This window comes from Desulfococcus multivorans (genome assembly GCF_001854245.1).
Taxonomy (GTDB): Bacteria; Desulfobacterota; Desulfobacteria; order Desulfobacterales; family Desulfococcaceae; genus Desulfococcus; species Desulfococcus multivorans.
In genome coordinates, this window is record NZ_CP015381.1 from 339016 (window position 1) to 365651 (window position 26636).

Consider the following 26636-nt stretch of genomic DNA (forward strand, 5'->3'; position numbering starts at 1 on the left):
GAGGAAATGGGTAAAGTAATAGGCATTGATCTGGGAACGACAAACTCTTGTGTGGCGGTCATGGAGGGCGGAGAAGCGAAAGTGATCACCAATCCCGAAGGCGGCAGGACCACGCCGTCCGTAGTGGCGATCGCGGAGTCGGGAGAGCGGTTAGTGGGCCAGATCGCCAAGCGACAGGCGATCACCAATCCCGAGAACACGGTTTTCGGCGTCAAACGGCTCATCGGGCGAAAATTTGACTCCCGTGAGGTTCAGAACGACATCAAAGTTCTGCCGTATACCATTGAGAAAGCCCCCAACGGAGACCTCCGGGTCAACATTCGGGGCAAGCAGTACAGCCCCGCAGAGGTGTCCTCATTTATTCTGGGCAACATCAAAAAGACCGCCGAGGAGTATCTTGGAGAGACGGTGACGGATGCGGTGATTACCGTGCCGGCCTATTTCAACGACAGCCAGCGCCAGGCGACCAAGGATGCCGGAAAGATCGCCGGGCTCAATGTTCTCAGGATCATCAACGAGCCTACCGCGGCCTCGCTGGCCTATGGGCTCGACAAGAAGGCCGAGGAAAAGATCGCGGTGTTCGACCTTGGCGGCGGCACCTTCGATATCTCGGTGCTCGAAATCGGCGACGGCGTCTTCGAAGTCAAGGCGACCAACGGCGACACCCACCTTGGCGGCGAGGATTTCGATCTCCGCCTGATCGATTATCTGGCCGATGAATTCAAAAAAGACCAGGGCATCGACCTGAGGAAAGACAAGATGGCGCTTCAGCGGCTCAAAGAGGCTGCCGAAAAAGCCAAGATGGAGCTGTCGACCTCCATGGAGACCGATGTCAACCTGCCGTTCATCACCGCCGATGCCAGTGGCCCCAAGCACCTGAACATCCGGATCACCCGGACCAAGTTGGAGGGTCTGGTGGCGGATCTGCTGGACAATCTCGAGATGCCTTGCAAAATCGCAATGAAGGATGCCGGCCTTTCCAATGCAGACATCGACGAGGTCATCCTGGTGGGCGGCATGACGCGTATGCCGGCGGTTCAGGAGCGCGTCAAAAAGATTTTCGGCAAGGATCCCCACAAAGGCGTGAATCCCGACGAGGTCGTGGCCATCGGCGCCGCTATCCAGGGGGGAGTGCTGAAAGGCGACGTAAAAGACGTTCTCCTGCTCGATGTGACCCCCCTTTCCCTGGGTATCGAGACCCTGGGCGGCGTGATGACCAAGTTGATCGAGAAGAACACGACCATACCCACCAAGAAAAGCCAGGTCTTTTCGACGGCCACCGACAATCAGCCGGCGGTCTCCATCCACGTGCTCCAGGGCGAGCGGGAAATGGCCGCCAACAACAAGACCCTGGGCCGATTCGACCTGGCGGACATTCCGCCCGCGCCCAGAGGGGTGCCCCAGATCGAGGTCACCTTCGACATCGATGCCAACGGCATTGTGAACGTCTCCGCCAAGGATTTGGGCACCGGCAAGGAGCAGGCGATCAAGATCACCGCCTCCAGCGGCCTCAGCGAGGAAGAGATTCAGAAGCTGGTGAAGGAGGCCGAGTTGCATGCCGACGAGGACAAGAAAAAGAAGACCCTGGTGGAGGCCCGAAACCATGCCGACGCCTTGATCTACCAGACGGAAAAATCGATCAAGGATTTGGGCGGCAAGGTGGACGACGCCATCAAAAGCGATGTCGAGAGCAAGATCGGCAGCCTCAAAGAGGTCATGAAAGGCGACGACGCCGATGAGATCAAGCGCCTGAGCGACGACCTGATGCAGGCCTCTCACAAGCTGGCCGAGGCCATGTATCAGCAGGCATCCGAGAAGACCGGCGGTTCCAAGCCTGGTGAGGGTGCCCAGGGGGGAGCTGGATCCGGCGGCGGATCGGATGACGACGTTGTCGATGCCGACTTCGAGGAGGTCAAGGACAAATAGGCCGCAATAGGCCGCAACACGGACGTGTATGGCGCTGCATCCGTTTGTTTCGGATGAGACGCCGGAAATCCCGCGCCGCTGGTCGGCGCGGGATTTTTTTGGCACGGGTCGGCGCTATTTTTTTCGCCAGTTTCCGGCGTCGTCCTGATACCATTCCCCGGCTCGCGTCAGATTCCGGAACTTCAGGGCAAAGCGACGACCGACCAGATCCGGCGTGGTGCCCTGCTGTGTTGCGATCCTCTCGAAAAGCGCTGCGCGATCCGCGTTTTCGGCATTGACGACATCGGTTCGGGTCCTGGGGCCTATGAACGCCAGATACCCATTATTGTTTTCGCCGATGATCCCTTTCGCCTTGAGGGCATCGATCACCGGCAAACGGGCTTCCATTCGAGACGTAATATCTTCCTGGGCCCCGGCGATGCCCATGACGACGACACTGCCGAGGAGAAAGGTAAGCAACGCGATAGCGATTCTTGACGGCATGTTGACCTCCTGACGGGATGGGGTTAGTCTTTTTCGGTGTCCGGAGACGAGATCGGCGTTTCGGATGTTTCGCTTTTCCGATATTTGTAGACGTCGTCGATGATATCATCCAAGGCACGGTCCACCTTGACGTTGACGTCGATGGTGATGTGGATGGGCTTCACCTCGACGGGCTTGACGTCGACCTGATGATACGTCTGGCAGCTCTGCATGAACAGAAACGACAGGTGCATCATCACCAGCAGTATTTTTTCGATCATCTGCGTGCTTCCTTTCCGACGAATGGTTGATGGGGCTTTCCCGCCCGGTCGGTCCCGCTACCGGACCATCTCCATCAGCCCCTTGTAGCGGAGGATTTTATCCAGGGGCAGCCCCAGGTTTACGTCCAGCCGTATCCCCTCGAACCGCGATCCGGGATGGCCGGCTTCCACCCGGACGAATCCGCCGAAGGTCTCGTTGTAGACAAACGGGAGGGGGGATGTCGGGCGGCCGTCGAATTGCAGCGCCAGGCGAAGGTATTCCCCCTCGGTGGCGAGCCTCAGTCTGACCCAGTCGTATTCATAGGATTTCAAGGCCTCCATCGCCAGATCGACCTGGGCGAACTGGGGGGTGTCTCTGGGGATGCCCGCCGTGAGGACCTCGGCGGCGGAGACGTGAATCACGCCGCCGTCTCCCGGGGTGGAGTAGAGAAAGCCGTCGTCGAACACCAGGCGTCCCTTCCGAAGCCGTATGGGAAGCCGTCCGTTGACGGCGCCGTTGCCCTCGGCCCGGGCCACCCCGAGTTGATCGAGCAGGCGGGCGAGATTGAGCCTGTCGCAGTACAGGACAAGATCGGCATCCGTCGTGCCGGGGGATATCCTGAACGAACGGGCGTCCACATTCCCGCCGCACCATCCAAAACGTCCCCTTTCGACGAGGACGACCGTTTCCGGCTCGATCTGAAAGCGGATATCGACGTTTTCGAGCTGGATTTCACCCAAGGTCATCCGTTCGACGGCAAGACGCTGATCCGAAGCGCTCCTTACAACGGGAAACTCCGGAAAACAGAGGTCGAGGCGCATATTCTCCATTCGAATCCCCTTTTCCCTGTGCGTTATGCGACCGCCGGAGAGAGCGACTTGCATCTCACCCGCCGGGGGCCCTTCGCCGCCTGCGTCCATGCGGCCCTTTACCGTCAGAATACCCTCGATCACCGCCCCTTCGGCGGCCGATCCGAACCGACCCAGATCCAGGGGCACGGACGGGCGGTATCGCGTCGACCAGGACAGGGCGAAGGGCATCCCGGGGGAAAGGAACGGGGCATCGCCGGTTATTTTCAGGACCAATCCCGGTAATGTGCGACTGAAGAAACGGCCTTCGAACCCTAATCCCCGGGGCCCGCGACGGAGGCCGCCTTTCAGGGCCCCCATGTTTTGACCTTGCCACCGAAGGGCGGCCATGGTGCAGGTACCCCGCTGTTCAGCTTCGGTCCAGGGCCATGCCAGGGGAAGGGCCGCCTGGATGCCGGCGATCCTCACGCGCTGATCCGGAACCTCTACGACGCCGTCGCTAATCTCGGCGCTTCCCTCGAAGCTGAGGCCTGTCGTCCGGGAGAATCGCCCCTTTCCGGAGACGTTTGAAGACGGGATGCGCGCCGTCGTGCGTTCGGATCCCGTTCCCGTCGAGACACGGGTCTCGACTGCCCGGAGTGCCGCTGCGACTCGGGCGTTTTCAAAATTCTCGAAGCGAATCTCCCCGTCGAGGGCCAGGGATGCCATGCCCGCATCGACCCCCGGCGCGGCCACCCGTATCGGACCGGTTTCAGCGACGCACCGTAGGATGCCGCCGTTGAATTTCCCCTCCCCGGATACGGCGACGCGGGGAATGGCGCCATGGACGATGCCCTTACCCCATTTGACGCTCGCCGAGGCGGAAGGGTTTACAGGATCCGGGGTCGTGAGCGTCAAACGCCATGTGCCCGAAGGCGACAGGCCGAAAGTAAAGACGATGGGAAGGGGGATGTCGCCGCTTTTTTCGGTACCGTCGTTCCCATGGGCTTCGGACGGAGGAATGCGGAAAACCGCGTTCCCCCGCCCCTCGACGCCGTCGTCCGTGAGGGTGATCCGTGCGGCGAGCCGGGACAGGAGCGCCGGCAGGGGGGACACCAGGGAGAGGTCTGCAAGCCGGATCTCCCATGTGTGGATGTCGGTCGCGGCGAGGTCGAGGGATATGGGGTGAGGACCGTCAGGGTCCTGGACCGTCAAGGGGCCGGTTCGGATCCGGGAGCGGTCGGATTCGAAGTGTACCGCGGCCTTCTGCAGGGCAAAAGGGGTTATCTGAAAGTCGGCATCCGCCGCGACGGTCAGACTGCCGGAGGCGGTGGTTTCGAAGGGCAAGCCTGCGGCCCGTATCAGAGACGCTATCGAAAGGTCGGGGGCCGAGATGTGCCACCGGGCGTGCCCGGAGGTGACGTCCACCGCTCCTTCCACCGTGATATCACGGTCGAAAAGGGCGGCGTCGATGCGGGCCTTAAATCGGTCGGCTGGTTCCGGAGGAGTGGTCATGCGGAGATCCACGGGAATGGCGAACACCTGATTTTTCCATGTGAATCGAATCCGGGAATGCCGGATCTCGATCGTCTCCGGGAGGAAGGCCGGTCGCAGGGACCCGTCGGCGGATGAATCCGTGGACGAAAACCGTTTCATCAGGCCGCCGAGGTCGATGCCGCGAATGAAAAAACCGTCTTCGCCGATGCCGCACCATATCTCCAGGCCCGTGATCGCGACCCGTTGGATGTGACGCCGGACCGGCGCTGTCGGGGCGTAGTCCAGACGAAAGGACTCCGCGATCAATGCCGGTGCGCCGACGGGTCCGATGCGGATCTTTGCGATGTCCGCACCGGTCGCCCCGATACGGCGGACGTCCCAGCGGAATTCAGGCAGACCGTCCCCGGACGCGGCACGGTAAAACGCCTCCGAGCCGAGGTAAGCCGGCAACAGCGCGGCGATGCCGACGAAAATGACGCCGACCAGGCCTATCAGCATGAGACCAGAACCGACAAGCAGTCGCCGCCGCTTTCGTTGAACAACCATTCTCGCTCCGGTGACGATGTCGTCTATCGGTTTTCGTGGGGGCGGTTACCCACCGTAATCCAGGGCTTCTTCCGCGTTCCGCAGTTCATCCGACGTGATCAGGTTTTTTTCCACCATGAGATCTCCGATGCCCGCCTCACGCAGGTCTTCGTTTTCGAGGATGCTGTCGATCCCCTTGTAAAGGATCTCTTTTCGATTTCCGGGGCTGAAAAGGGTGTGGTTCAGCGTGATCTCCGATTTGGGAAGAACGGCGAAGCTGTTGTCGATGTAGATGAAATGGTGGGTGAGCACATAGTAAACGGCGTATCCGACGATACCCGTCAGGATCAGGTTTTTGATCCGCTTGTTCATCATGCCGTATCTCCGCTCCTTTCCGTCGGCGCGGGAATGCGCTGTCCGTATCCGTGAAGTCGTCAGCCGAGGTGCACCTGTTTGACCGAGAGAATGACCGGCAGAGATTTGATCTCCGCGAGCGTCTCTTCGTCGGCGGGAGAGTCGATGTTGACCAGGCACACGGCCCGATCGTCCCGTCGCCCCAGTTGAAAGCGGCCGATATTGACGTTGTGACGACCCAGCGTGGTCCCCACATGGCCGATGACGCCCGGTTCGTCGATGTTCTGAATGACGATCATCGATCCGTCGGGAATGGCGTCGAGGTAGACGTCGCCCATGCGGATAAGCCGCGGATATTTATTCTCGTAAATGGTTCCCCATATTTCGTTGGGGGCATCCTGCGCGCCGTCGACCTTCAGTTTGATGAGGCTGGAAAAGTCTTCCTGCGACTGGTCCGTGGTCTCCCTGACCCGTATTCCCTTGTCCAGGGCGATGGCCCGGGCGTTGACGTAGTTGATGGGGGTGTCGGTGTAGGCCCCCAGAAGTCCCTTGAGAAGCGCGTGGGTCACCGGCCGGGTCGACAGCCTGGAGATTTCTCCGCTGTAGGTGACGGTGACGTCGTGGACCGCTCCGACGAGCTGCCCGATGAGCGCCCCCATCTTTTCGGCCAGGTTGAGGTGAGGGCGAAGCCGGGCCATCTCCTCCATGGAGACCGACGGGAAATTGACGGCGTTGGTAATGACCCCGTCAAGAAGATAGGCGGCCATCTGTTGGGCGATCATCCGGGCCACGTTCACCTGGGCCTCCCCCGTGCTGGCGCCGAGATGGGGGGTGAAGATGATGTTGGGGTGGCTGAGAATCGGCAGGCTCGGGTCCGGCGGCTCCTTGGGGAAGACGTCCAGGGCCGCGCCGGCGATATGTCCCCCGGACACGGCGGCATAAAGGTCGTCCAGGTTCACCACCTCCCCCCGGGAACAGTTGATGAGCCGCGCCCCCGGCTTCATCCGGGCCAGCGTATCGGCATTGATGAGGTTTTCCGTTTCTTTGAGGCGGGGGACGTGAAGCGTGATAAAATCGGATTGCGCCAGGAGTTGGTCGAGGTCGACCAGGTGAACGCCCATCTTGACCGCCGCTTCCGGGCTTACGAAGGGATCCGCGGCGATGACCTTCATCTTGAGCCCCAGGGCGCGCTCCGCAACGACCCGGCCGATATGCCCCAATCCCACGATCCCCAGGACCTTGCCGGTGATCTCCACGCCGATGAGGCGTTTCTTTTCCCATTTCCCCTCCCGCAGGGATGCGGTGGCCTGAGGAATATTCCGGGCCAGGGCAAACATCATGGACAGGGCGTGTTCGGCCGTCGTCACCGTATTGCCGCCGGGGGCGTTCATGACCACGATGCCTTTTTTCGTCGCGGCCGCCTGATCGATGTTGTCCACACCGATACCGGCGCGTCCGACGACCTTGAGCCTGCCGGCGTTTTCAATCACGTGCGCCGTGACCCGGGTACCGCTCCGAACGGCGAGACCGTCGAATTCACCGATGACCTTGGCGAGGGCTTCGGGATTCGAGGTGGTCTTGTCGTTGTCCACCACCACCTCGATTCTGCCGGTCGCCTCCAGAATGTCTTTTGCTACAGGGGACATGTTGTCCCGTATCATGACTCTGTACATCGTCTGTTTCTCCTTGTGAATCCGATGGATGTTCACCTCCCCCGGTCGACGCCCTCAACCGGTCCTGCATGGCTCCCCTCAAATCGGCGGTGTAGTTGTTCATTTGTTAAAATACGGGAAAAAGTCAATGAAAAAAAATTGTTCGGCACGGTCCGGCACTGCTTTTTCCCCCTGTGCCGACAGCTCGGGGGATAGACGAAACTGTAATTTATTTTCCATCAAACAAACAAATTTGTAACTTGTATGTTCCCCAATCGCTTCCAGCATTCGATATTCAGATGTTGTATTGTTTTTGATTTCAACATGTTTTTTCTTATTCTGCAATGGTGGCACATGGATTGCTTATCATCATGCGAAGTTCGATTCAATAAAAAATCCGTCGCCGTTTCGATCCGTTGTACCGGCGGCGACCAAAGCGGCGGGATGAACGTCCATCACAATCGAAGGAAAGCCATGCCGGAGTCAACTTCAGAAAACCGATATGTCGACGCCTCGAGAACGCTTCAGGAAAAGCGGCGGGAAATGGTCTCCCGGTTCTTTACGGGGGATGCCGATGATTTTACGGCGGCGTATTCCCGGCTTCTCGATGATTATTTCAGGGAAAGCTTCGAAAACAGCATGATCGGTCCCCGCATGGGCATCGACAAAAACCCTTATGCCATCATCGCTCTGGGGGGGTATGGTCGCCGGGAACAGTGCGTCCATTCCGATGTGGACATCCTCTTCCTTTTTAAAAAAGAACTCCCCAAAAAGGCCGAAGCCCTCATCCGTGAAATCATCTATCCCCTGTGGGATATCGGCCTGGATATCGGTCATGCCGTGCGGTCCCTCAAGGATTGCATGAGCCTGGCCGCCAGGGATTTTGAAGTGCTCATGTCGCTTTTGGACGCTCGCTTCGTCTGCGGGATGTCGCCGCTTTATACGGAAATGGCGGATCGACTCCGGGAAAAAATCCTTTTTCGTCGCGGTCGCAAGATCGTCGACTGGCTCACCGCGAGGCTCCGGGATCGGCACCGGGTTTTCGGAAATCCCGCCTGCCTGTCCGCGCCGAACCTCAAGGAAGGCCGGGGCGGGCTTCGGGATTATCATGCCCTGCTGTGGCTCTCCCATGTGCGGTTCGGCCTGAAACATCCCCGGGATCTGGAATATCACGGTCACCTTTCCCATGAGGAATATCAGGACCTGGAGCGCTCATTGGCATTTGTCCTACGGGTGCGGAGCGGGCTTCACATCCTCGTCCGGCGCAAATACGATCGACTCCATCCGGATCACCAGGTCGAGCTGGCCGAGCGGTTCGGCTACCGACGGGATCCGAGGCAGCATGCCGTTGAGCGGTTTCTGGGGGAACTCCACGGAAACATGGGGTTTATCCATCAGACCTGCCTCGGGTTCGTCCAGGAAACGGAATCGGCCGGGAAACGTTTCGGCCTCGGGCAAAAGGCCGTCAAGGTCGGTGTTGCCGGGATTGAAATCCGGCGACGGGGACTCGTCTTCGGTTCCGTCAAAACGATCATGAACCAACCGGAGAACCTCCTTCGCGTTTTCGAAGAGAGCGTTCGGCTGGGCCTGCCCCTCGGCCGCGAGACCCGGCGGCTGGTCCGGGAATTCCGGCACCTCATGGATGGAGAGCGCATTCGTTCCCACCGTGTGCGCCGGGCCCTGGAGAAGGTGCTGATTCAGCCCGTTTCCGGCGGTCATGATGTCCTTGGAGCGCTTCACGCCACCGGCATGCTCTCCCAGTTGATTCCAGAGATGGAAACCGTCGTGAACCGCGTTGAATACGACACATGCCACGTCTATCCCCTGGATCGCCACCTGTTGGAAACGGTTGTCGCCGTGGCCCGGCTCGGTGCCGCCGATGCGGGGACGCGTGAAAGCCTGGAGGCGTCCGTGGATACGGACCTCTGCCGCACCCTTCTGGAGGAGGAGATAGACGACCGGCGTCCCCTGGTCTGGGCGGCGCTGTTTCACGACATGGGCAAGGGGTGTCCGGATCGGCATCATGCCGAGGCCGGTGAAGCCGTCGCCCGTTCCGCTCTGGCGCGCCTGGGATATTCCCGGGAGATGATCGATACGGTGGCTTTTCTGGTCCGTAACCATCAACGCCTCCCGCATACCGCGATGCGGCGGGATATCGACAGCGAAGAGACGCCCCGTTTCCTGGCCCGGTTGATCGGCGACATCCCCCGACTGAATATGCTCTATCTTCTCAGCGTTGCCGACCTCAAGGCCACGGGCCCAACCGCCTGGAACGCCTGGACGGCGGCGTTGCTCCGAAGTCTCTTCCTCAAGGCGGCCCGCCGGCTTTTGGACGGGGAATCGGTTTCCGTAAACGCCTTCGATACGTCCCGGGAAAAGATTCGGGACGTCATGGCGGTCTTGGCCTCCTCCCGGGACCGATCGGATGCAGCATCTCTTTTCAGCGTCATGTCGTCCCGGTATCTCCTCGCCACGCCCGCATTCGAGATTCGGGAACACGTCGCGCTTTTCCGGACGCTGGGGGAAAAACCCTTTGTCTGGAAAATCGATCGAAGGGCCGTACCCGACACCCGGAGGGTGGTGGTCCTGGGCCGCGATCTTCCCGGTTTTTTTTCCAACATCGCCGGCGTGCTTGCCCTGAATCGAATCGATGTTCTCGACGCCCGGATTCATACGTGGCGAAACAACGTCGTCCTTGCGGTTTTTACGGTCACGCCGCCCCCTGATCCGCTTTTCGAGGATGAGCGCTGGGTTCGGGCCGCCCGGGAGCTTTTGGCCGTCATTCGGGGAAATCTGGATATCGGTCGAATCCTGGAGGATCGGGCGTCCCCCCCGCGGGCGGCCCTGCCTGCGGCGCCGCCCGACAGCATCCATATCGACAATGCCGACTCCGGCGTCTTTACCATCATCGAGGTCCATACCCGCGATGGACCGGGGCTGCTCTATCGGCTGACCCAGGCCTTGTTTCGGTGCGGCCTTGACATCCTGAGCGCCCGGATTGCCACCCGGGGGGATCATGTCGTCGACGTCTTTTACGTCAGGGACTTCGACGGCCGCAAGATAGCATCCGCCGAAGCGACGGCGCGGGTCCGATCCCAAATCGCGTCCGTCCTGTCGGCATCGGCATACGAAACGTCGTCGTCCGATGCATGCCGGCCGCCGCCCATTTCGTACAACGGGGAACCATAGGGTTTCGGGGGGCATGAGAAGCGGAGATTTTCATCATCATTCGTTCAAGCATCATCGCCTCATGGATAATCATACTTTAATAACGGGAGAGAAAAATGAAATCGGGAGAAAAATGGCGCATGAAATGTAAACTTATCTTACTGACGGCTGTCCTGACGGTGTTGCCCTTTTCGTCGGCCTTCGCCCAGGATGTTATGAACAGCGGCGATACAGCCTGGATCATCGTTTCGTCGGCCCTGGTCATGATGATGACACCGGCCGGTCTGGCGTTGTTTTACGGCGGCATGTCGCGGTACAAGAATCTGTTGAACACGCTTGCCATGACGTTCATCGCCTACTGCCTGAGCAGCATCGTCTGGGTTCTATGGGGATACACCCTGGCCTTCGGGCCGGACGTCGGGGAGTTCATCGGCGGTCTGGACTACCTTTTCCTTGACGGCATTACCGTGGGAAGCCTCACCGGAACGATTCCCACCACCGTTTTCGTCGTGTTTCAGATGACCTTCGCGGCCATCACCGTAGCTCTGGTGCTGGGCTCCATCGTCGATCGTATGAAGTTTTCTTCGTGGATCGTTTTCGTCGTTCTGTGGCTCACCTTTGTCTACAGTCCGGTTTGTCATTGGGTGTGGGGCGGCGGATGGATGCACGCCATGGGCGCTTTGGACTTCGCGGGGGGCAACGTGGTCCACATCAACGCCGGTGTCGCGGGGCTGGTCTTATCCGCCATGGTAGGCAAACGGATCGGCTACGGCAAGGATGCCATGTTCCCCTCGAGCATTACCTTGACGGCCCTGGGGGCCGCCATGCTATGGTTCGGCTGGTTCGGTTTCAACGCCGGCAGCGCGCTGGCCGCCGACGGCGTGGCCGCATCAGCCTTCCTGGTGACCAACACCTCAGCGGCCATGGGGGCCATTGCCTGGATGGCCGCGGAATGGTATGTGAACAAACGCCCGACGGTTCTGGGCATTGCATCGGGCGTGGTGGCCGGCCTCGTCTCCATCACCCCCGCCGCCGGTTTCGTCGACATGAAGGCCGCCCTGGTAATCGGTCTGGTGGCCGGCGCGTTCGGCTTCTACAGCGTCGCCGTCCTCAAGCGCAAGCTCGGATACGACGACTCCCTGGATGCTTTCGGCGTCCACGGCATGTGCGGCATATGGGGCGCCTTGGCTACGGGCATCTTCGCGAATCCGGCCATTACGGGCGGGGCGGCCGGGCTTCTCTACGGGAACCCCCGTCAGATATGGATCCAGTTCGTCTCCGTTATTGCCACGGCCCTGTTTTCGGCTTTGGCCACCTTCATTGTGGTGCTGGTGACCCGGGTTGTCACCGGTGGGCTTCGGGTCGAGGAGGATGACGAGGTCAAGGGGCTTGACGGGGCTATCCACGGTGAACGTGGTTTTGAAATTGAGTTTTAAATATAACTGAAGGAGGAACGACCATGAAAAAGATCGAGGCGATCATCAAACCCTTTAAACTGGACGACGTCAAGGAGGCGCTGAACGAGATCGGCATTCAGGGGATGACGATCTCGGAAGTCAAGGGTTACGGCCGCCAGAAGGGGCACAAGGAGATCTACCGGGGAGCTGAATATGTGGTCGATTTTATACCGAAAATAAAGATCGAGATCGTTGTGGAATCCGCTTGGGTCGACAGGGTGGTGGAAAAGATTCAGGAAGCCGCCTACACCGGAAAACTTGGAGACGGAAAGATATTCGTATTGTCGGTTGAAAAGGCGATTCGGGTTCGCACCGGAGAAAAGGGCAACGAGGCCATCTGACCGCGTTCAAATACCGTTTTTCAATTTTGTCACCGGAAGATCAGGGCGGACACGTAGGGGCGGACCTGTGTGTCCGCCCTTGAGTTTTGTGATAAAACCGCTCTGAATCAGACAGTTTCTTGACTTGGGCGTCAAAACTATTTATGAATCTGGTTTGCATGTTATCAATAACCGATGGTTCTTCGGATTGTAATCCCGGGAAAGCGCGTGACGTCATGCGGCGACGGGTAAGGGGCGCTACCGAACGCCTGATCCGGAGGCCTGGGAATCAGAACTCGTGGAAAGTTGAGTACAGTCACATCATGATGAAAGAAAAAATAACCGGCCTGATCCTTCGGTCGGCGGCGAAGGCCCATGAAGCGGGGATCCTGCCGTCGGCCGAATTTCCGCCGGTCGAGGCCGAATCGCCCAAGATCCCGGCTCACGGGGATTTTTCCACCAACATGGCCATGGTGATGGCCGCAACCCAGAAAATGGCGCCCCGCAAGATTGCCGAAGCCATTGTCGCCCATCTTTCGGACCCCGAGGGTCTTCTTTCCGGGACCGAGATAGCAGGTCCGGGGTTCATCAATTTTTTTGTCCGACCGGAGGCCTGGCATCCGGTGTTGGATGCGGTCCACGCCGCTGACGGCCGTTATGGCGCCGTCGATCTCGGCCGTGGACGGAAGGTGCAGGTCGAATTCGTCAGTGCCAACCCGACGGGACCGCTTCATGTCGGCCACGGCCGTGGTGCCGCGGTGGGCGACAGCGTGGCCAACATTCTCTCCTTCTGCGGATACGATGTGCAGCGGGAATATTACATCAACGATTCGGGACGACAGATCCAGACCCTCGGACGCTCCGTATTCCTTCGCTACAAGGCGCTTGCCGGCCGAACCGTCGACTTTCCCGACGAGTACTACCAGGGAGATTACATTGTCGATCTGGCGCGGCAGATTCATGCGGACAAGGGCGAGAGCCTCCTGGACGGCGACGAGACGACCGCCGTCGACTATTGCGCCCGGTTTGCCGCCGATGCCATCCTGGACGGCATCCGTCGGGATCTGGAGACCTTCGGCGTCCGGTTCGATCAATGGTACAGCGAGCAGACCCTTTATGATTCGGGACGGGTCGACCGGACGATCCGGGACTTCCGGGAGCGGGGGCTCATTTATGAAAAGGAAGGGGCTCTCTGGTTCAAGACCACCGATTACGGCGATGAAAAGGATCGGGTCGTGGTCCGGGCCAACGGCCTGACCACCTATTTCGCCTCGGATATCGCCTACCACCGGGACAAGTACGACCGGGGAATGTCTCGGGTCATCGATGTGTGGGGGGCGGACCACCACGGCTACATCCCCAGAATGACGGCGGCCATCGAAGCATCGGGCATGCGCCGCGAGCAGTTTGACGTCATTCTCGTTCAACTCGTCAACCTGCTTCGGGGCGGAACACCCGTGGCCATGTCGAGTCGCGCGGGCCAATTCGTGACCCTGAAGGACGTTGTCGACGAGGTGGGAGCGGATGCCGCCCGATTCATCTTTCTGACCCGGCATTACGAGAGCAAACTTGATTTTGATCTGGAGTTGGCCAAAAAGAAAAGCAACGAAAACCCCGTTTATTACGTCCAGTACGTTCACGCCAGGATATCGAGCATTCTTGCCAAAGGGGCCGAATCGGGCATCGAAGCGATTTCCCGGGACACCGGAAAGGCCGCCGTTTTGACCGCGCCGGAGGAGATCGGCCTGATCAAGCTCATGGATCGATACCCCGAGGTGATCGAGGCCGGCTGCCGCCTGATGGAGCCCCATCGGATCACTTACTTCCTGATGGAATTCGCCGCGGCGTTTCATGCCTATTACAACCGGCATCGCGTGCTCACGGACGACCCCGATGTGACCTGCGCCCGCCTGCGGCTCGTCATGGCGGTCCGGAAGATCATTCGAAACGGCCTGACGTTGTTGGGCGTATCCTCGCCGGAGAAGATGTGAGGCAACGGGCGTCATGAAAAAAGGATTGAAATCCCGGCCCCTGACCCGGAAAACGGCCCGGGAGTATAAGCCGCCCAAGGAAAAGGGGCTCAAGGGCCCGGTGTTCCGATGGGGCTTCATGCTCTTTGTCGCCGTGTGGATGTTCGTTCTGGGGATCGTCGTGGGCCGCTACGCAACGCCGGTCGATTTCGATCCGGAACAGATTGAAAAGGAGCTGGCCGAGCTTCGCGCCGCCGAGATCCAGAAAGAGAAGGAGCGCCTGAAGGCCGAGGCCAAAGCCCTTTACGACATGGACCTCGACTTTTACGAGGATCTGAAAAATCCGTCCCGGGCACCGGCGGGGACCGAGCGGCCTGAGACGTCCAAGGATATCGCCCCGGCGGGTCCTCCGATGATCAAGCGTCCCCTGTCGACCAAGTACAGGGCTTCGGCCAGGCCCGAAAGCAAGGTGGTCTCACCGGCCAAAGCCGAACCCGCCGGAAATCCGCCGCCGCCCAAATCATCCGCTCCGGTTTCTTCCATGCCGCAGCCGGAGGAGGGCGGCCGCTTTGCCGTTCAAGTGGCCTCCTTCGTTCTGGCATCGGATGCGGATCGGACGGTGGCCATGCTCAAGAAACAGGGATATGCCGGCGTTTACCGCACTGCGGAAAACATTCCGGGAATCGGTGTGCGCTATCGGGTCAGGGTCGGGCAGTTCAGTAACCCCGTTTCGGCCCGGGGCGTCCTGACCCGACTCAAAAACTCGGACAATTTCCGGGACGCCTTTATCCTGAAACAATGAACAACCGACTCCGAGCCGTGTTGAAGGGCGTGGGGTAATGCGGTTCCGGCGGATGCCAATCGATATGGAGCAGTCATGAAAATCACCAAGGAAGAGGTCCTGCATGTGGCGAAGCTCGCCCGTCTCGACATGGACGACGATGCCGTGGAAAAATTCTCGGATCAGATCGGCACGATCCTGTCTTACATGGATTCCCTGAACGGGGTGGACACCGAAGGGGTCGCGCCCACGTCCCACGCCATCTCCCTGAACAACGCCTTTCGGGAAGACGAGGAGACGGGGAGTCTGGACCGTGACGCGGCCCTGGCCAATGCGCCGGAAAAAGAGGACGGCTGTTTTGTCGTCCCCAGGATTGTGGGATAGGGAGGCTATGGATGAAGCTGTATGAACTGACGATTCATGAAGCCCACGACCTTTTGCGGCGAAAGGAGATCTCCGCCGTCGAATTGACCGGCTCGGTTCTGGACCGCATCCGGGAGATCGATCCCCGGGTGGGGGCCTATATAACGGTGGCGAAGGAGACGGCCCTGTCCCGGGCCGCGGCGGCGGACCGCACTGTCGCCGAGGGCCGGATCGGGCCGCTCACCGGCATTCCCCTGGCCGTCAAGGACCTGATCTGCACCCGGGGGCTTCGAACGACCTGCGCCTCCAGAATTCTTGAAAATTTCGTTCCCCCCTATGATGCAGCCGTGATCGAGGCGCTGAACGCCGAAAACGCCGTCATCATCGGGAAGGTGAATATGGACGAGTTCGCCATGGGCTCCTCCACCGAAAACTCCGCCATGGGCATCACCCGAAATCCTTGGGATCTCTCGCGAATTCCCGGCGGCTCCAGCGGCGGCTCGGCGGCGGCGGTGGCTGCGGACATGTGCCTGGGGGCTTTGGGATCGGACACGGGGGGCTCGATCCGCCAGCCGGCGTCTCATTGCGGCGTGGTAGGGTTGAAACCGACTTACGGCCGGGTATCCCGTTACGGGCTGGTGGCCTTTGCCTCATCCCTCGACCAGATCGGCCCCCTGACGAAGGACGTGACCGACTGTGCGCTGGTCCTGTCGGCCATTGCGGGACACGACCGGCGGGATTCCACCTCGGTACCCCGGCCGGTGCCCGACTATACCGCGGCCCTTCGATCCGATATCGCGGGCATCAGGATCGGCCTGCCCAGGGAGTATCATTCCGCGGAGGGGCTGTCGCCCGAGGTCTCGTCGGCCGTCCGGAGCGCCGTCGAGGTTCTGGAGGGCATGGGGGCTCGATGCGTCGAGATCTCCCTGCCCCACGCCGAATATGCCGTGGCGGCCTACTATCTCATCGCGCCGTCCGAGGCATCTTCCAACCTGGCTCGATACGACGGGGTGAAATACGGTTTTCGGGACCGGGAGCCCGGGGATTTGCTGGAGATGTACCGGGGCACCCGATCCCGAGGGTTCGGGCCCGAGGTTCAACGGCGAATCATTCTGGGGACCTATGCGTTGTCGGCCGGATATTACGATGCATATTATGGAAAAGCATCCCAGGTGCGGACCCTGATCGTGACGGATTTCAGGAAGGCCTTCGATGTCTGCGACGTCATCCTTTCGCCGGTCGCCCCGACGCCGGCGTTTCCCATCGGGGAGAAGGTGGACGATCCGCTCACCATGTACCTTTCGGATATCTTCACCCTCTCGGCGAACCTGGCCGGCATTCCGGGGATGTCGGTTCCGTGCGGGTTTTCCGCCGAAGGGTTGCCCATCGGCCTGCAGCTCATGGGCAATCATTTCGACGAGGAGACCCTTCTCAAGGTCGGGTATGCCTTTGAGCAGGCAACGACGGTTCATCTCAAAAAACCGGTGTTGCCTTAAGTGGTCCGAACGCGGCCGCAAGGAGAATCATCATGAGCATTCAGCCCCAGGGAGAGGATCTGCGAAAAGCGGTGAAGTGGATCGCAGCGGAACGAAAATTCAATCCGGATAAAGACATCGGCCTGCTGATCCGGGAAGCCTGTGCCCGGTTTGACCTGTCGCCGCTGGACGCGGAATTTCTGGACCGCTTTATACGGGAAAAGAAATTATCGGATTTATAAGACGTGACGACGATCAAGGTTCTTCCGGAGACCCTCTCCAACAAGATCGCCGCGGGTGAAGTGGTGGAGCGCCCGGCCTCCGTGGTCAAGGAACTCATGGAAAACGCTCTGGATGCCGGCGGCACCCGCATCGTCGTATCGGTGGAGAAGGGCGGCCGCGCGCTCATTCAGGTGGCGGACAACGGCACCGGTATGACCCCCGACGACGCGCTGCTTTCCATCGAGCGCTATGCGACCAGCAAAATATACGATGATGGGGACCTTTTCGCCATCGGCACCCTGGGCTTTCGGGGAGAGGCTCTGCCCAGCATCGCCTCCGTGTCCCGCCTCGCCATGGAAACCCGTCATCGGAGCCGGGACACCGGCGTGCGGATCGAGATGTCGGGTGGAACCCTTGGGAAGGTTACGGAGATCGGGGCTCCCGTCGGCACCCTCGTCGCCGTGCGGGATCTGTTTTTCAACACCCCCGCCCGGCGAAAGTTCCTGAAGACCGTGGCCACGGAAATGAGCCATATCAGCGAGGTGGTTTCCAACATAGCCGTGGGGTGGCCGCAGGTCGCCGTCACCCTCCGGCACGACGGGCGAGAGGTGAAATCCTGGCCGGTCGCCGCGGATTCCGCCGAGCGGGCGGCGGACGTTATCGGCCGCACCATCGACGGGGACCTTCTCCGTGTGGATCGTTCGGCGGACGAGGTCTCCGTGACCGGCTGGATCGCATCCTCCGGCGTCACCCGATCGACCTCCCGCGGCATCTATCTCTACGTCAACGGCCGCTGCATCCGGGACCGGGTGATCCAGAACGCCCTGTTTTCGGGATATCGCGGTCGGATCATGAAGGGACGATTTCCCGTGGCGGTCCTGTTCGTCTCCGTGCCGCCGGACCGGGTGGACGTCAACGTCCACCCCGCCAAAAGCGAGGTCCGCTTTTCGGATCCACAACAGATTCACCGCCTTGTCGAGACGGCCGTCTCCAGTGCCCTGGCATCGGCGGGGCGATCCGGGAAGATGTCTTCTCCCGAAGCCGCCGCGCCTCGTGAAGCCCCTCCGTTTTTTCAGACAGGGGGCGCATCCGGGTTTGGCGCTCCGGCGGATGTCCGAGCGGCGTCGCTTGAGATGTCCGGGCCGCCGCGAACGGCGGAAGATGTTGCCGGCTACCCCGTTTCAGCGGCCTCCCCGGACGGCGGCGAGAAGGTGGAACAACCCCTCCGGAACATCTCGCCGCCGGTGCAGGCGCCCGTGTGGGAGAAGCGTTTTTTCGCCGATCTCGCCGTCATCGGCCAGTTCAGGGATACCTATATCATCTGTGAGACGGGAAGCGACCTGATCCTCATCGATCAGCATGCCGCCCATGAGCGGATCTACTATGAACAGCTCACTCTGCGGGCGGCCGACATTCGCCGGATCTCCCAACGCCTGTTGATTCCCGAAACCGTCGACCTCAATTACCGGGAGGCCGATATCCTGCGAAGTCTGGTTCCGTCCTTCGATGCGGTGGGCATGGAGATCGAACCCTTCGGCGGAAACACCTTCGCCGTGAAATCCCTTCCGCCATTCCTGTCAGGGCGACCGGTCACGCCCATGATCGTCGAAATTCTGGAAAAGACGGCGGAGGTGGGCGTCGCGACCGGGATGGACCGGATTGTGGAGGAAAGCCTGATGGTGATGGCATGCCACGGCGCCATTCGGGCCAACCGCAAGCTCTCGAATCCCGAGATTCGGCATCTCCTCACCCAGCTGGATGCCTGCGAAAACCCCTCTCACTGCCCTCACGGCCGGCCTACCTGGATCCAGTGGCCGGCGCGGTTCCTGGAAAAAGCCTTCCATCGCGTTGTCTGATGCCACGGCGCCGGACTTCGGGACGATTCGCAAGCCCTGTTCGGCAATCAATAAAAATATGAAAGTACAGAGAATTTTCTTGCAAAACAATTTTTGGCCGTGGTAAAAAACGAACGCTCGCTTTATAGGTTTCGGCATCTGTACGATCGGTCATCTCTCTGCCAAAAAAGGGACGGCGGCAAGGGCGACGAGACGCTGCTCTCAGGACACGACCGGTTACCATGGGGAAGAAAACCATCGGAGAAAGAGAAGGGGGAGAATCAGATGAAGAAGAGACTATTCGCAGTCATTCTGTTGTCGCTGTTCCTTGAGGGCACCGCGTTTGCCTCGGCCTACCGCATACCCGAACAATCCGCCGATGCCACGGCCAAGGCGGGGGCCCATACGGCGGCCGCCGTCAAGGCCGACAGTACCTACTACAATCCGGCGAACATGGCCTGGGCCGCAGACGCCTGGCAGGGCGAAATCGACCTCACCTATCTCCACCTGACGGCCATCGAATATCGGGACGCACGATCGTCGCGTTTTGACGGCGACTCGGACAAGGAGAACTTTTTGCTCCCCACCCTGTTCATCGTGTCGCCGGACTACAACGGGTTCCGGTTCGGATTTTCCATCACGGAGCCTTACGGCCTCGCCAAATGCTGGGAAGACCCGTTTCCGAAAACCTTTGCCGAGGAATTCGAGTTGAAGGTCATCGAGTTCAACCCGACGGCGGCCTATCGGTTCAATGACTACATCTCCATCGCCGGCGGGGTCCGCTTCCTTTACAATGACGCATCGGTCAAGAGCAGCGGGGTCGTTACGCCCACGGGCCTCACGGCGACAAGAGACCTGGAGGGCGACACCACCGAATGGGGCTACAATCTGGCGCTCTCGGTGAGGCCGAATTCCAACTCCAACATAGCGGTGACCTACCGGTCCAACGTGGATCTGGACTTCGAGGGGGACGCCGTCCTCGGTACGAACCTGTTTCAGACGACCGTAAAAACGGACGCCGAGGTGACGGTGCCCGCTCCGGCTGTTTTGACCATCGCAGGCGCCTACACCTTTGATAAACTCACCGTCGAACTCCAGTGGGACCGGACCTTCTGGTCAGAGTACGAAACCCTGGACTTCAATTATGATACGCCGCTGATGAATCCGGTATTGGCCGCCTTCGATCAGCCCATCCCCAAGGACTGGGACGATACCGACGCCTTCAGGATCGGTCTGACCTACCAGATGACGAACGTCGTGGCCCTCATGGCCGGATTTGCCTATGACGAGAATCCGGCACCTGACGACACCCTGGGATTCGAGCTGCCGGATTCCGATGCGTGGCTCTATTCCCTGGGGGCACGGTTCACCCTCAACCCCAACATGGAGATCGGCGTCGGCTTTCTTTACGACTACAAGGAAGGGCGCACCGTCACGAACGAGGACATCGACGGCACCTTCGATGATGCCGCCGCGTTTCTCCTGACTACGGGATTCACCTACACCTTTTAGCGCAGCCTTCGATCTTCATGACGGCGCCCCCGCAGGCTTCAGCGATACGCAATCCGGTTGAATGCCGGGCCTGGATGAAAGGGACCCCGATGTGAACGACAGCCCCGCCCCGTGACGCGGCGGGGCTGTCGTCGCGGTTTACCTGAGATGAACGCGGACGCCGGCGTCAAGCGGCATACTCGAAGATCCCGCTGGTGATGACCGCCTCGCCGCCGTCGGCAGGAACGGTTTCCCATAGGACCGTGCCCGGACCGGTCTTCCAGACCAGGGTGCGGATAGGCGTTCCGGGATAGAGGGGCCTGGCGAAGCGGCAGGCGATCCGGCGGACCCTTTCGGGCTCGCCCGGCGTGAGGTGCTTCAGGAGTGCCCGGCAGGCGTATCCGAGGGTGCAGAGTCCGTGCATGATCGGTCTTTCAAACCCCGAGTCACGGGCGAATTCAGGGTCCGCGTGGAGTGCGAAGAGATCCCCCGAGAGCCGGTATAACAAGGGTTGATTCGGATCGGGACGATCGTCGATCACCCCATCCGGCGACCTGTCGGGAAAGACGGGATGCTGCTTTGGGGCCGCCGGTCCGCCGAACCCGCCGTCGAGGCGCGAGAAGAGCGTGAAGACGCTCGTGAAGAGCGGCGCTCCTGAAAGGCGCGTCCGACTCTCAGCCGTTATCAGCGCTCCCGTTTCCGCACCTTTGTCGTAGTACCCGGTGATCCGGGCTTCGGTGGTCAGGGTCCCTGAGACGGGGATGGGGCGGTGAAAAACGAGTTCCTGCTCCCCATGGAGAATCCCCGCCAGATTGGCCCCCGATGCCGCCGCGGCGTCAAAGAAGACATCAAAGACGGCCGCGACGGCGAAGGTTGGGATCACCTTCAGGTTTTTTTCATAACAGTATTCCAACTCGGAAAATCCCGCCCCGACGCCCAGGGCATACAGGACGACGTCTTTCCAACCGTATTCCTTGACATACGGTCCCAGCGGCTTTCCAACGGCGGTCGCATCGAGGGCCATGAGGGTTCTCCTTTCTCGGAAGGGTTCACGCGGCGCGGGACACATCATGCTCCCCGGATTATTATGCCTTCCATCGGGGGATTTCAACCCGAATTATCGGTATCCTTGACAATTCCCGGAGCAGGGCGATATAGAGATAGCACCTCGGAGTTTCAATTTTTCAATTCAACTTTCGACTTTCATGATGGTAACCGGACAGCGGTGCCGGGAGGATACGGCCCGCCCCCATTCAGCGGTGCGTTTCAGTGCCGCCCCCTGCTTTCACAGGTATGATACAAGGCGCCATGCTATCGACCTTCAATTTTCGAGTCATCACCGACTATTTGCCCCTGTTTTTGCAGGGATTGCGGGCGACCCTGTGGATCTCGGCCATGGCCATGTCGGGGGCGTTCATGATAGGCGTTCCGGCCTGCATCTGCCGCCTCTCCAGGGTTCGGCTCCTGTCGGCGCCGGCCGCGGCCTATATTGATGTCGTCCGGTCGACCCCCCTTCTGGTCCAGCTCTATTTTTTCTATTTCGGGCTGCCCAGCCTGGGCCTCCGGCTCACCGAACAGCATATCGGTATCATGGTCCTCTCCCTCAACAGCGGAGCGTACATCGCGGAGATCATCCGGGCGGGCATTCTCTCCGTTCACCCGGGACAGGTGGATGCGAGCATCGCATGCGGTCTCAATTTATTTCAGCGAATGCGGTATATCATCCTGCCTCAGGCCATCGGAGAGACGATTCCCCCGCTTCTGGGTCAGGCCGTCGTTCTGGTCAAAGACAGTGCACTGCTGTCATTGATATCGGTATTCGAACTGACGCGGGCGGGGCAGATCATGGCCTCGGAGCGTTTCATGCCGGCGGAGGGATTTTTCACGACGGCGGCCTGCTACCTTCTGCTCTATTACATACTGAAATCTTTTTCGGGTTGGTGGCGGCATCGTCTGGCGGCCCAGAAAGCCCTGTAAAGAGGGGATGATATGTGGACCTTCTATTTCGAACGGCTCATCGTGAGCCTGCCGTCCTTTTTGAACGGGATCTGGGTTACTGTCCAAATCTCGGGATTGAGCCTGATCGGCGGAACCTTGATGGGGCTTGTGACGGGGATTCTCCGGACCCGGGACGTCAAGGTACTCAGAGGTCTCATTACAATCTATGTCGATGTGGTGCGTGGGACACCTTATCTGATTCAAATTTTTATCTTTTTTTTTATTTTACCCGAGTGGGGACTGCCGTTGGAGGCCTTCGGCGCCGCAGTGGCAAGCCTCACCCTTTATGCCGGTGCCCATATCTGTGAGATCGTTGCCGGCGGCATCGAATCCGTCCCCAGGGGCCAGTGGGAAGCCGCCAGGGCCTCGGGCTTCAACTGGCTTCAACAGATGCGGCTGGTTATCCTTCCCCAGGCCCTGGGAAGCATCCTCCCCCCTCTGGTCGGCCAATACGTCCTTCTCATCAAGAACTCCTCCATCGTCTCCGTCATCGGACTTATGGACGTTACCCGGGTAGGGTGGCTGACAGTGCAGCGGGTCCCCGAGGGGCTCATGGTTTTCGGACTTGTCGGCATCCTGTATTTCTGCGTCTGTTATCCCCTGATCCAACTGTCGCGATGGTTCGAACGGCGTCTCACCATCCGGGATACAACCCTGTAGGCGGCACTTCCATCCTCCCGAAACACGACGTACCGGATCGGGTCCTGGACGGCCCACGCACCGCCGGGGACAGACGTTAACGGGCGATCATCGCCCGCATCATGTCGCCGGCGTTTTCCGCATGGTCGGCGATGTGCCCAAGGGTTTCCGCCAGTCGGATCATGTGGAAAACGGTGACCGGATCCGTCTCGGCGGTGAAGACCTTTTTTTTGACGATATCCTCGGCCCGGTCGGCCTCGTGCTCCTGCTTCCGGATGTTCCGGATGATCTCCTTGACCACCTTCCGCTGTTTGTCCGAGTAGCCCCTGAAGTACTTGCGGGCCTCGGCCACCATTCGGCTCAACTCCTCCACCGGATCGATGACCGAGTCGATGAGGAGAAAGAACTCCTTCTGGAACTGTTCGGGAATCCCCGGCTCTTCACGGTAGGATATCCAGTCGAGGGTGTCTTCCAGTGCGTCGAGAACGCTGTCCTGCTCCCGCAGGTACCTGAAGAGCTGGAATTTGGGGACGGCCATGAGTGAGCCGACGGGAATATGGCCCCGGATACGCCGCTTTATGGCATCCGCCTCCTGCTCCATGCGCTTGACTTCATCCCTGAGGCCGTCAAAGGATTTGCAGTTGTGGACCATATGGCATTCAATGGCGTGCTGAAACACCCATGCGCACTCCTTGACCTTTTCGGCATGCTCCTGAAGGCTGTCGAAGGGGGAAGTCATGAACATGGATAAGAATGGGATACGCATCTTTCAGGGCTCCTTGTCGCTATATGCTATATGATGAACTCGAGTATCTTGAAGATGACCATACTGGTCAGGGCCGCCGCCGGAACCGTCAGGACCCAGTAGAGCATGATCTGGAATACGATGGTGAAGTTGACCGCCTCGAAGCCGTGGGCCAGGCCGACGCCCAGGACGCCGCCCACCGCCGCGTGGGTCGTGGAGACCGGCAGCCCCAGTTTGGAGGCGGCAAGAACCGTGGTGGCGGCCGCGAAGTCGACCGAAAAGCCGCGGGTGTTGGTGAGGGTGGTGATCTTGTTGCCCAGAGTGTCCATCACGCGGTGACCGGCCATGCCGATGCCGCAGGCGATGCCGACGCCGCCGAACATCAGGAGAAACACGGGGACAGGGATCGTAGGGGCGACGCCGCCGGTCTTGACGAGGAAATAGATGACCGCCAGGGGACCGATGGCGTTGGCCACGTCGTTGGCGCCCTGGGCCAGGGCCACGTAACATGACGTCCCGATCTGGATTCTGCGAAAAATTTCCTCGACGTCGCCGTCGGCTTCATTCCTGAGGATGCGGCCGAGAAGCCATTTCCCTGAAAAACCCATGACAGCGGCCAGAAAAGCGGCGGTCAAAACGGCCGTCGCGTCGCTGAGGGCGAGGGTATTGCCCAGGGGGGTCTTGAACAGGAACGAGAGCACCACCACGAAGCCGGCCAATCCGATAAAAATGGGGGAGAGGCGCATGCCGTGAATGAAGGCCGCCTTCCGGACCAGAATCAGCCGGACGATGATTTTGAACATAACGTAGGCGATGATCAGGCTGAATATGGGAGAAACCACCCAGCTCAGGACGACGCTTCCCAGTTTTCCCCAATTGACGACCGAAAAACCGCCGGCCATGATGCCGAAGCCGACCATGGCGCCGACGATGGAGTGGGTGGTGGAGACCGGAAGGGATTTCCATGTGGCAAAGGAGACCCACAGGGACGATGCCAGGAGGGCCGCCAGTGCACCGATCAGGGCCATATGCGGATCGGTGAGAATGTCCGTGGAGACGATTCCCTTTCGGATGGTGTCGGTGACGTGGGAGCCGATAAAGACGGCGCCGACGATGTTCAGGATGCCGGCGATGAAAATCGCCTGCCGTATGGTGATGGCCTTGGCCCCCACGGCGGAGGCCATGGAGTTCGCCACGTCGTTGGCGCCGATGTTCCATGACATGTAAAAACCGAAAACATATCCGATAATCAGGACAAAGTATTCCGCAGCCACGATTTTCCTTTTTATGGGGTTACAGTCGCCAACGGTGATAATGCCTGCCGCGGCATACGTCAATAGATTTTTTGAGGAGATTCCGTAAGGTTTTCAGCGAAAGGGACCGGCAAGACGGATTCTGCTGCCCCACCCCGAGCATTCGGGCGGTTGCGAATATTCCTTTGAAGAAAGGTGCCGGGTCTGTTATGGATGCCCGAGTCAACCGTGAAGGCGATATACCATGAAACGATTGGACAAAAAAATTTTCGGGATCCTTTTTTTTTCGATTTTCACAGCGGTTACCGGTGTGGGCATCGTGGTTCCCCTTCTTCCCGTCTACGCACATGATCTGGGCGCCAAGGGCATCTATATCGGCCTGCTGTTTGCGTCGTTCTCCCTGTCGCGGACCTTTTTCCTGCCGTTTTTCGGGCGGCGATCGGACCGATGCGGCCGGAAACCCCTTATCGTCTCGGGCCTTTTCTGTTACGGTCTGATTTCCTTTGCCTTCATTGCGGCGGCCAATGTGGAGCTGCTGATCGCCATTCGTTTCGTTCAGGGCATCGCATCGGCCATGATCATGCCGGCGACTCAGGCCTATGTCGGAGATATCACTCCTGAAAACCGGGAAGGCTTCACCATGGGGCTCTTCAACATGTCGACCTTCATCGGTTTGAGCCTGGGGCCCTTCCTGGGCGGCCTTCTGAACGACCATTTCAGCCTGGACGCCGCCTTTGTCAGCATGGGCGTCCTCTCCTTCATCGGCTTTTTCCTGAGCCTCCTGATGCTGCCCCCGGCCGCCACCGAACAGGTGATCGTCCGCAGGGAAGCCCCCGTGGCCTTCAGAACACTCCTGAAGGACCCTTATGTCGAGGCCATTTTCGTGTTCCGGATGGCCTACACCGCTTGCATCGGGGCCATATGGGGATTTTTGCCCGTCTTTGCCGACGCCGAATTTTCCCTCTCCAGTTCGTCCATCGGCATCCTGGTCATGCTGGGGATCTTTACCAGCGGCATTCTCCAGACCCCCATGGGCATTATCGCAGACCGGTGGAACAAGCGCCTCATGATTCTTCTCGGCGGAGGGATCGTTGCCTATTCCATGGTATTGTTCCAGTGGTCGTGGGGATTTTGGGACCTGTTGACGGCCAGCGTCGTCTTCGGCATCGGGGGCAGCATGGGCATGGCGCCCCTCATGGCCGTCACCGTTCAGAAGGGTGCCCGGATCCGGGGTATGGGCGCGATGATGTCCCTGGTCACCGTGGCCCACAGCCTGGGCATGATGCTTGGCAGCCTGTTGGCGGGCATCATGATGGATCTTGTGGAGATGCGCTATGTCTTCACTTCCTCCGGGGGGGTGATGGCCCTGGGAACGGTGGTCTTTTTCGTCCGCACCCTGGAGCGAAAGAAAAGAGAGGTCTCCGATTGACGCGGCGGGTGTCCCGAGGATGCCT

The 26636-nt window shown here is 59.8% G+C and carries 23 protein-coding genes; 14 read left to right on the forward strand and 9 right to left on the reverse strand.

Annotated elements, in window-relative coordinates:
• Positions 1-6 precede the first annotated feature (6 nt).
• Positions 7-1926 carry a molecular chaperone DnaK gene (gene dnaK / locus dmul_RS01445; RefSeq protein ID WP_020875813.1) on the forward strand — a complete coding sequence of 640 codons (1920 nt, stop codon included), beginning with the start codon at positions 7-9 and terminating at the stop codon, positions 1924-1926.
• A 114-nt stretch (positions 1927-2040) separates the two neighbouring features.
• Here dnaK and dmul_RS01450 read toward each other — a convergent pair whose 3' ends face one another.
• The 6 genes from dmul_RS01450 to dmul_RS20415 form a co-directional block, all read right to left on the reverse strand.
• Entirely contained in the window at positions 2041-2409 is a 369-nt protein-coding gene (locus tag dmul_RS01450) for a YdbL family probable chaperone protein (protein ID WP_020875814.1), read from the reverse strand.
• Positions 2410-2432: 23 nt separating this feature from the next.
• Complete coding sequence (locus tag dmul_RS01455) at positions 2433-2669, reverse strand: YnbE-like lipoprotein (protein WP_020875815.1); 237 nt, start codon at positions 2667-2669, stop codon at positions 2433-2435.
• Positions 2670-2726: 57 nt separating this feature from the next.
• Entirely contained in the window at positions 2727-5480 is a 2754-nt protein-coding gene (locus tag dmul_RS01460) for an intermembrane phospholipid transport protein YdbH family protein (protein ID WP_020875816.1), read from the reverse strand.
• Between the two features lie 45 nt (positions 5481-5525).
• On the reverse strand, positions 5526-5834 hold the full coding sequence (locus tag dmul_RS01465) for a hypothetical protein (RefSeq protein WP_040414727.1): 309 nt from the start codon (positions 5832-5834) through the stop codon (positions 5526-5528).
• A 59-nt stretch (positions 5835-5893) separates the two neighbouring features.
• On the reverse strand, positions 5894-7486 hold the full coding sequence (gene serA / locus dmul_RS01470; RefSeq protein WP_020875818.1) for a phosphoglycerate dehydrogenase: 1593 nt from the start codon (positions 7484-7486) through the stop codon (positions 5894-5896).
• Positions 7487-7585: 99 nt separating this feature from the next.
• Positions 7586-7819 (reverse strand): hypothetical protein, encoded by a 234-nt coding sequence (locus dmul_RS20415; RefSeq protein WP_159449723.1) that lies wholly within the window; start codon positions 7817-7819, stop codon positions 7586-7588.
• Positions 7820-7939: 120 nt separating this feature from the next.
• On the opposite strand from dmul_RS20415, the gene glnD reads away from it, so the two are divergent.
• The 10 genes from glnD to dmul_RS01525 all read left to right on the forward strand — a co-directional run bounded on the left by glnD (position 7940) and on the right by dmul_RS01525 (position 20568).
• Positions 7940-10654 carry a [protein-PII] uridylyltransferase gene (gene glnD, locus dmul_RS01480; RefSeq protein WP_020875819.1) on the forward strand — a complete coding sequence of 905 codons (2715 nt, stop codon included), beginning with the start codon at positions 7940-7942 and terminating at the stop codon, positions 10652-10654.
• A 119-nt stretch (positions 10655-10773) separates the two neighbouring features.
• Entirely contained in the window at positions 10774-12069 is a 1296-nt protein-coding gene (locus dmul_RS01485) for an ammonium transporter (RefSeq protein ID WP_040414737.1), read from the forward strand.
• Positions 12070-12092: 23 nt separating this feature from the next.
• A complete protein-coding gene (locus tag dmul_RS01490) occupies positions 12093-12431 on the forward strand; it encodes a P-II family nitrogen regulator (protein ID WP_020875821.1) in 339 nt (112 codons plus the stop codon).
• Between the two features lie 305 nt (positions 12432-12736).
• The gene (argS, locus tag dmul_RS01495; protein WP_040414740.1) at positions 12737-14401 is read left to right on the forward strand and encodes an arginine--tRNA ligase; all 1665 of its coding nucleotides are present in this window, start codon (positions 12737-12739) and stop codon (positions 14399-14401) included.
• A 13-nt stretch (positions 14402-14414) separates the two neighbouring features.
• Positions 14415-15182, forward strand: coding sequence for an SPOR domain-containing protein (locus dmul_RS01500; RefSeq protein WP_020875823.1), 768 nt, complete (start codon positions 14415-14417; stop codon positions 15180-15182).
• Positions 15183-15257: 75 nt separating this feature from the next.
• Positions 15258-15545: an Asp-tRNA(Asn)/Glu-tRNA(Gln) amidotransferase subunit GatC gene (gene gatC / locus dmul_RS01505; RefSeq protein ID WP_020875824.1), complete on the forward strand. Its 288-nt coding sequence runs from the start codon at positions 15258-15260 to the stop codon at positions 15543-15545.
• 11 nt (positions 15546-15556) lie between these two features.
• Positions 15557-17020 (forward strand): Asp-tRNA(Asn)/Glu-tRNA(Gln) amidotransferase subunit GatA, encoded by a 1464-nt coding sequence (gene gatA / locus dmul_RS01510; protein WP_020875825.1) that lies wholly within the window; start codon positions 15557-15559, stop codon positions 17018-17020.
• A 32-nt stretch (positions 17021-17052) separates the two neighbouring features.
• Complete coding sequence (locus dmul_RS01515) at positions 17053-17241, forward strand: hypothetical protein (protein WP_020875826.1); 189 nt, start codon at positions 17053-17055, stop codon at positions 17239-17241.
• A gap of 3 nt (positions 17242-17244) precedes the next feature.
• A complete protein-coding gene (gene mutL / locus dmul_RS01520; RefSeq protein WP_020875827.1) occupies positions 17245-19077 on the forward strand; it encodes a DNA mismatch repair endonuclease MutL in 1833 nt (610 codons plus the stop codon).
• Between the two features lie 264 nt (positions 19078-19341).
• Complete coding sequence (locus dmul_RS01525; RefSeq protein WP_020875828.1) at positions 19342-20568, forward strand: OmpP1/FadL family transporter; 1227 nt, start codon at positions 19342-19344, stop codon at positions 20566-20568.
• Between the two features lie 166 nt (positions 20569-20734).
• Here dmul_RS01525 and dmul_RS01530 read toward each other — a convergent pair whose 3' ends face one another.
• Positions 20735-21571, reverse strand: a complete 837-nt coding sequence (locus tag dmul_RS01530; RefSeq protein ID WP_020875829.1) for a MaoC/PaaZ C-terminal domain-containing protein — start codon at positions 21569-21571, stop codon at positions 20735-20737.
• 284 nt (positions 21572-21855) lie between these two features.
• Here dmul_RS01530 and dmul_RS01535 point away from each other — a divergent pair, with 284 nt between their 5' ends.
• Positions 21856-22524 (forward strand): amino acid ABC transporter permease, encoded by a 669-nt coding sequence (locus dmul_RS01535; RefSeq protein WP_020875830.1) that lies wholly within the window; start codon positions 21856-21858, stop codon positions 22522-22524.
• 12 nt (positions 22525-22536) lie between these two features.
• Positions 22537-23205 (forward strand): amino acid ABC transporter permease, encoded by a 669-nt coding sequence (locus dmul_RS01540; RefSeq protein ID WP_020875831.1) that lies wholly within the window; start codon positions 22537-22539, stop codon positions 23203-23205.
• 76 nt (positions 23206-23281) lie between these two features.
• On the opposite strand, the gene dmul_RS01545 is transcribed toward dmul_RS01540, so the two are convergent.
• The gene (locus dmul_RS01545; RefSeq protein WP_020875832.1) at positions 23282-23950 is read right to left on the reverse strand and encodes a TIGR00153 family protein; all 669 of its coding nucleotides are present in this window, start codon (positions 23948-23950) and stop codon (positions 23282-23284) included.
• Between the two features lie 26 nt (positions 23951-23976).
• On the reverse strand, positions 23977-25203 hold the full coding sequence (locus dmul_RS01550; protein ID WP_020875833.1) for an inorganic phosphate transporter: 1227 nt from the start codon (positions 25201-25203) through the stop codon (positions 23977-23979).
• A 223-nt stretch (positions 25204-25426) separates the two neighbouring features.
• On the opposite strand from dmul_RS01550, the gene dmul_RS01555 reads away from it, so the two are divergent.
• Positions 25427-26611: an MFS transporter gene (locus dmul_RS01555; protein WP_020875834.1), complete on the forward strand. Its 1185-nt coding sequence runs from the start codon at positions 25427-25429 to the stop codon at positions 26609-26611.
• Positions 26612-26636: the final 25 nt, after the last annotated feature.

What these genes read in the sequence shown, in the direction of transcription:
- dnaK (WP_020875813.1), top strand. Translation starts at nt 7, where the DNA reads ATGGGTAAAGTAATAGGCATTGATCTGGGAACGACAAACTCTTGTGTG.
- dmul_RS01450 (WP_020875814.1), bottom strand. Translation starts at nt 2,409, where the DNA reads ATGCCGTCAAGAATCGCTATCGCGTTGCTTACCTTTCTCCTCGGCAGT.
- dmul_RS01455 (WP_020875815.1), bottom strand. Translation starts at nt 2,669, where the DNA reads ATGATCGAAAAAATACTGCTGGTGATGATGCACCTGTCGTTTCTGTTC.
- dmul_RS01460 (WP_020875816.1), bottom strand. Translation starts at nt 5,480, where the DNA reads ATGGTTGTTCAACGAAAGCGGCGGCGACTGCTTGTCGGTTCTGGTCTC.
- dmul_RS01465 (WP_040414727.1), bottom strand. Translation starts at nt 5,834, where the DNA reads ATGATGAACAAGCGGATCAAAAACCTGATCCTGACGGGTATCGTCGGA.
- serA (WP_020875818.1), bottom strand. Translation starts at nt 7,486, where the DNA reads ATGTACAGAGTCATGATACGGGACAACATGTCCCCTGTAGCAAAAGAC.
- glnD (WP_020875819.1), top strand. Translation starts at nt 7,940, where the DNA reads ATGCCGGAGTCAACTTCAGAAAACCGATATGTCGACGCCTCGAGAACG.
- dmul_RS01485 (WP_040414737.1), top strand. Translation starts at nt 10,774, where the DNA reads ATGAAATGTAAACTTATCTTACTGACGGCTGTCCTGACGGTGTTGCCC.
- dmul_RS01490 (WP_020875821.1), top strand. Translation starts at nt 12,093, where the DNA reads ATGAAAAAGATCGAGGCGATCATCAAACCCTTTAAACTGGACGACGTC.
- argS (WP_040414740.1), top strand. Translation starts at nt 12,737, where the DNA reads ATGAAAGAAAAAATAACCGGCCTGATCCTTCGGTCGGCGGCGAAGGCC.
- dmul_RS01500 (WP_020875823.1), top strand. Translation starts at nt 14,415, where the DNA reads ATGAAAAAAGGATTGAAATCCCGGCCCCTGACCCGGAAAACGGCCCGG.
- gatC (WP_020875824.1), top strand. Translation starts at nt 15,258, where the DNA reads ATGAAAATCACCAAGGAAGAGGTCCTGCATGTGGCGAAGCTCGCCCGT.
- gatA (WP_020875825.1), top strand. Translation starts at nt 15,557, where the DNA reads ATGAAGCTGTATGAACTGACGATTCATGAAGCCCACGACCTTTTGCGG.
- dmul_RS01515 (WP_020875826.1), top strand. Translation starts at nt 17,053, where the DNA reads ATGAGCATTCAGCCCCAGGGAGAGGATCTGCGAAAAGCGGTGAAGTGG.
- dmul_RS01525 (WP_020875828.1), top strand. Translation starts at nt 19,342, where the DNA reads ATGAAGAAGAGACTATTCGCAGTCATTCTGTTGTCGCTGTTCCTTGAG.
- dmul_RS01530 (WP_020875829.1), bottom strand. Translation starts at nt 21,571, where the DNA reads ATGGCCCTCGATGCGACCGCCGTTGGAAAGCCGCTGGGACCGTATGTC.
- dmul_RS01535 (WP_020875830.1), top strand. Translation starts at nt 21,856, where the DNA reads ATGCTATCGACCTTCAATTTTCGAGTCATCACCGACTATTTGCCCCTG.
- dmul_RS01540 (WP_020875831.1), top strand. Translation starts at nt 22,537, where the DNA reads ATGTGGACCTTCTATTTCGAACGGCTCATCGTGAGCCTGCCGTCCTTT.
- dmul_RS01545 (WP_020875832.1), bottom strand. Translation starts at nt 23,950, where the DNA reads ATGCGTATCCCATTCTTATCCATGTTCATGACTTCCCCCTTCGACAGC.
- dmul_RS01555 (WP_020875834.1), top strand. Translation starts at nt 25,427, where the DNA reads ATGAAACGATTGGACAAAAAAATTTTCGGGATCCTTTTTTTTTCGATT.